This window comes from Streptomyces sp. NPDC054841, from assembly GCF_053611045.1.
Map to the genome: position 1 here is coordinate 1 of NZ_JBSGZO010000614.1, position 4,333 is coordinate 4,333.

Sequence of the window (4,333 nt, forward strand, 5' to 3'; positions counted from 1 at the left end):
CTCGTACTGGGCGTACTTGGATGAGTCCGACAACGCAGCGTGGGGGCACCTCCCGTGCCCGAAGGGCTACGGGGGAGTGCGTGCCAGGCGTCGCGGGCAGGCGGGACTTTCGCAACACGCCCTGGGTGCTGTCCGGCGGATCACCTCGCGTACGAAGTCACGCAGGGCATCGCTCGCGGCGGTTCCTCACTGACGCAGACTGAGGGAGTCCGTCACCCGGATGGCGACGTCTCGCAGACCGGGCGTGACCGCCGTCTGCTCGCAGCGTTCGATCAGGGCCAGGGCGTGGGCGAGACGGCGCTGGGCCCAACGGCGTGAGCCCGTTGACGTACCTGAATGAGGGGCGGCCGCATCCTGGGACAGGTGCTCGGTCAAGAAGACCGCGCGCACCAGGGCGAAGGACTGATAGGCGGCGAGTACGTCGTCGTCCACCACCGTGGCCGGGTGGCCCAGCGCCTCCAGCTCGGCCAGATAGACCCCGCACAGCGCCTCGCGGTCCGGCCAGTCGCTCTGTTGGAGATCCAACGCCGCGTGATCCTCGATCAGTTGGACCACCTCGTAGAGCAGCGGGAGGTGCCCGTGAGGCTCCAGGTCGAGCGCCACCACGGCACCGCTGTCGGTGACCAGCCAGTTCTCCGCGTGGGCGTCGCGGCCCGGTACGGACGGCAGGGCCTGGGGCGTCACGGCCGTCCAGTGCGCGCCGAGTTCGTCCGGCAGGGGCAATCCGATACGGCCCGCGCGTTTGACCAGATCACGCGCAACCGCCTCGTACGCGTTCGTCGCCGCCACGGGCACGGCAACCGCACCCGAGTCCGTCACTGCTGAAGGTGCGCCGGCCGCTGCCGCGTCCGACACCATCGACTCCGCCGCCCAGACGTGGATGCGGGCCAGGTACTGGACCGCGCGACGCACCGCCTCGCGCGGGTGCCGGCCTCGCCCTTCGTAGGCGTCCGCAATGACCGCCGCCAGGCTGCGGCCCACCGAGCGACGCGACGCCAGGACCGTGTCCGGGGCCGGCTGCCGCGAGCTCTGCCAGTCCTCCGGCAGGTCGACGAGTGCCAGGGAGGTGGGCAAGTGCATCCACTTCGGAGCCCCCGTGCGCCTCAGATACCGCCCGAGGGACGCGAGATGGGCCTGCTCCGCCTCGGCCTCGGCGCGCGTGGTCGGCTTCAGCACCAGGGTCGACGACAGGAGACGCTGCGGGTCGTCCAGGACGAAGGTCTCCGACCGTCCGCCCAGCACCGCCTGCCGGAAGGGCAGGGCGTGTACGGCCGTCCGGACGGCTTCCTCGTACAGGCCGCCCTGGTCGCCCTCGTGCACCGCGTCGAGGAGCCGTTGTGCCTCGAGCGACGCGGGATCCGGTCTGCCGGACCGCAACGGCCCGGAGCCCGGCCGATCCCGGCCCGCGCCCCCACCGGTCTCCGCCCCGGAGCCGGCGCGAACCGGACCCCCAGCTCCGTCCTCAGCGCTGTCCTCCGCCCCGGCCGCCGGCGTCAACGCACCGGTCCTCGCCTGCGCCGTCGCGAACTCCGCGAGCTGCATCAGCGGCCACGGCCAGTGGGGGTCCTGCCGGAACGCCCGCAGGGCGAGGTCGACCGCGGTGGCGAGCTCCGCGGGCACACCCGTCTTCTGCCACAGCTGATGGTGACCAGCGGCGGAGACGCTGAAGTTGTTGGGATTCCGGTCCCCGACGTCACGCGCCTTGGCCTTGTGCTCGAGGGCGGTACGCAGGTCCGGCATGCTGCCCGCGCGGGCCCGTCGCAGGTATGCCTCGCCCAGCAGCCCGTGTACGTTGTCCGGCGCGGCGTCGCTCTGCTGGGCCGTCGAGAACCATGTGATCGACTCGTCGAGGTACTCCTCCTGGCGGGTCTGCGCATGCAGCCGCAGGCAGACCTCGCCGAGCAGCCCCGAAACCCGGGCGGGCGAGATCTTCCGGAAGTCCTCCCCCGCGGTGGCGCCCGTGGCGTCCGCGCTCCCGGCCTCATCGGGCAGGCACGTGAGCAACGCCTCCCGCGCCTCGTGCAGCAGCATCTCCGCGTCCTCGTGCCCACCTCCCGCCAGCAGTACCTTCGCGTAGTGCAGTGCCGCACGTCCCAGTGAGAACCGGGCCTCCCTGCTGTGCTCCGCGTCCTGCGCGTGCTCGGTGCGGAGCTGCTGGTACAGCGCGGAGGCCGAGCGGGCGTCAAGGTCGCCGCCCGGGTTCGGGTGTCCCGACTGGGCCCTCATCAGCCGGTGTTCGCCCAGGGCGACCAGCCACCTGTACGAGCTGCCGACATGGGGTGCGGCACGCGCGATCAGCTCGTCGGTCGCGTCCCAGAGGGCCGGCAGTTCCGCCGGATCATGGGACAGCCGACTGAACACCTCCAGCAGGAACGTGAAGTGCCCCTCGCTGGTGTCGCCGCGTTCCTCGGCCAGCTGCAGATCGGCGCGTGCGCCCCGCAGGAGGTCGTACGGCTGCCGCATATGACGAGCCAGATACAGCTGGGTGACTCCACGCATCCCGCGCCAGATGCGGCGCGCCTTGCTGCCTGGCGCCAGGAACCTGTCCTCGTCGGGTTCGACGACGCTCCAGCAGCGGATGGCCTCGTCGAACATCGGGCGGACGATGCGGCTTCGCCCGCGGCCCATCAGCTCCGTGGCGTGCTGGTGCAGCGATCCCGCCAGATACAGGTTGAGGTGGCAGAAGGTGGCGTCCCAGCGCAGCCCGCCGAAGCGTGCGCCGACGACGTCGGGCCCGGAACGGAGAACGTTGCGCAGGGCGAGACAGACAGGGATGGCCCGCTCGGGGTCGAGTTTGTTGTACGTGGCGCGCCAGAGCTCGGCGGCGACGCTCAGGGCTGTCGCCGGGTCCAGGAGCCGCTGGAAGAGACGGCCCGGATAGAACTCCATCACTCGGCCCAGGAGATCCGGGGTGAGTCCGAGGTTCAGGTCGACGGTCTCCCGGTGCAGGAGCGCCAACGGGTCCGTCAAGGAAGCTCCAGAAGAATGCGTGTTCACCGATGCCTCGACGCCTTGCTGTTCCGTCCGGTCGTGTGGTTGGTCAGCGCACCGGCTGAATGTCCTCGCGCAGCCGTTCGCCACCCGTCAGGAAGGCGGACTGCGGCAGGATCATGTGCGCGCCGGCCCGCCCCAGGGCGATGTCCTGCCGGCTCGCCCCGATGACGCGGCCCTCCGCCGGATCGGCCGCCAGGGCGAGCAACGCCGAGCGCAGCTCGACGGCTTCCGGCCTGTCGGGCAGGAGGTCGTACACCTCGATGAAGCGGATCTGCCGGTAGGACTCCCCGGCGACCTTCAGCGGGCCGTCGATCAGCCGCCGGACGAGGGTGAAGCCGACCTCCTTGGCCAGGGGGGAGAGTTCCGGGTGGCCGACCTCCCCCAGCTCCTCACCGAGTTCGCGTCGCAGGCAGTCCGTCGCCGGTTCGCGGCCCTCCTCGCGGTACAGCCAGCGCGCGAAGTGCGGTACCCGCAGCGCGGACAGAAACCCCCGCAGATCGCGCTTCATCAGCGGCTGGATACGGCTCTCGGGTTCGAAGCCGATCTTGTCCAGGTCGGCGCGCGCCGTGTCGCGGTACTTGACGACTCCGCCGGGCGGCCCGAAGGCACCCGGCCGGGTGAGCGAGTCGAAGAGGACGTAGTGGTCCTCATCGTGCAGCCGAAGCAGCACGGCCACGGAGACGCGCATGCGGCGCCTCGGTGTGAAGAGCAGTCGCAGCAGGGACAGGTGGCGCCTGTTCTGCCAGAGTGTCCTGCCGATGTAGCCGAGCAGCGCGGCGGCGACGCTGACGACGATCTTCTCAATCACTGAGCCCCCTCCGCCGGGGATACTAGCCGTCACTCTGCGTGGACACGCCCGGAGTTCGACATTGAGGGCCGCTTTCGGCCGGGGAGTCTCCCGGACACCGCGAACCCCGGAACGTTCACGCCAACAGCCCGTGGATTCAGCCGCGTTGAACGAAGGAAGCGGACCGACGCAGAAGGGGACACACACCTCGTCGGTGACCTGGCCGTATGGCAGCCCTTCTGGTTCTAGGGGTGGCCGGGCGAAGACTAGGGGCAGGTAATGGTGGAGAACTCATTGCGCCGCTCGCTTGAATGGCTCAATGCGAGCCTTTGAGGCCCATTGGACCGCAGAGCCGCCCGCATCGGCGGGCCCGGGTGGAGATGGCGCATGACGACGACCCTGGAGAGTGCCCCCGCGAACGGAGCAACAACGACCGTCATCGGGAAGGTGGCGGAGTTGCATGCCCTTCGTGAGCAGGCGCGGCGCGGGCCCAGCGACCGTGCGACCGAGGCGCAGCATGCCAAGGGCAAGCTGACCGCGCGTGAGCGGATC

Annotated in this window: 2 protein-coding genes and 1 pseudogene; 1 reads left to right on the forward strand and 2 read right to left on the reverse strand. The window is 70.4% G+C overall.

Annotation, left to right across the window (positions count from 1 at the left end; translation table 11 throughout):
- Positions 1-186 precede the first annotated feature (186 nt).
- A complete protein-coding gene (locus ACWGI8_RS40445; protein ID WP_453668443.1) occupies positions 187-2,970 on the reverse strand; it encodes a hypothetical protein in 2,784 nt (927 codons plus the stop codon).
- Between the two features lie 70 nt (positions 2,971-3,040).
- Complete coding sequence (locus ACWGI8_RS40450) at positions 3,041-3,802, reverse strand: SMODS-associated NUDIX domain-containing protein (RefSeq protein ID WP_453668444.1); 762 nt, start codon at positions 3,800-3,802, stop codon at positions 3,041-3,043.
- Between the two features lie 366 nt (positions 3,803-4,168).
- Between ACWGI8_RS40450 and ACWGI8_RS40455 the strand changes: the two are divergent.
- Positions 4,169-4,333: pseudogene (locus ACWGI8_RS40455) on the forward strand (methylmalonyl-CoA carboxyltransferase); the annotation flags it as partial.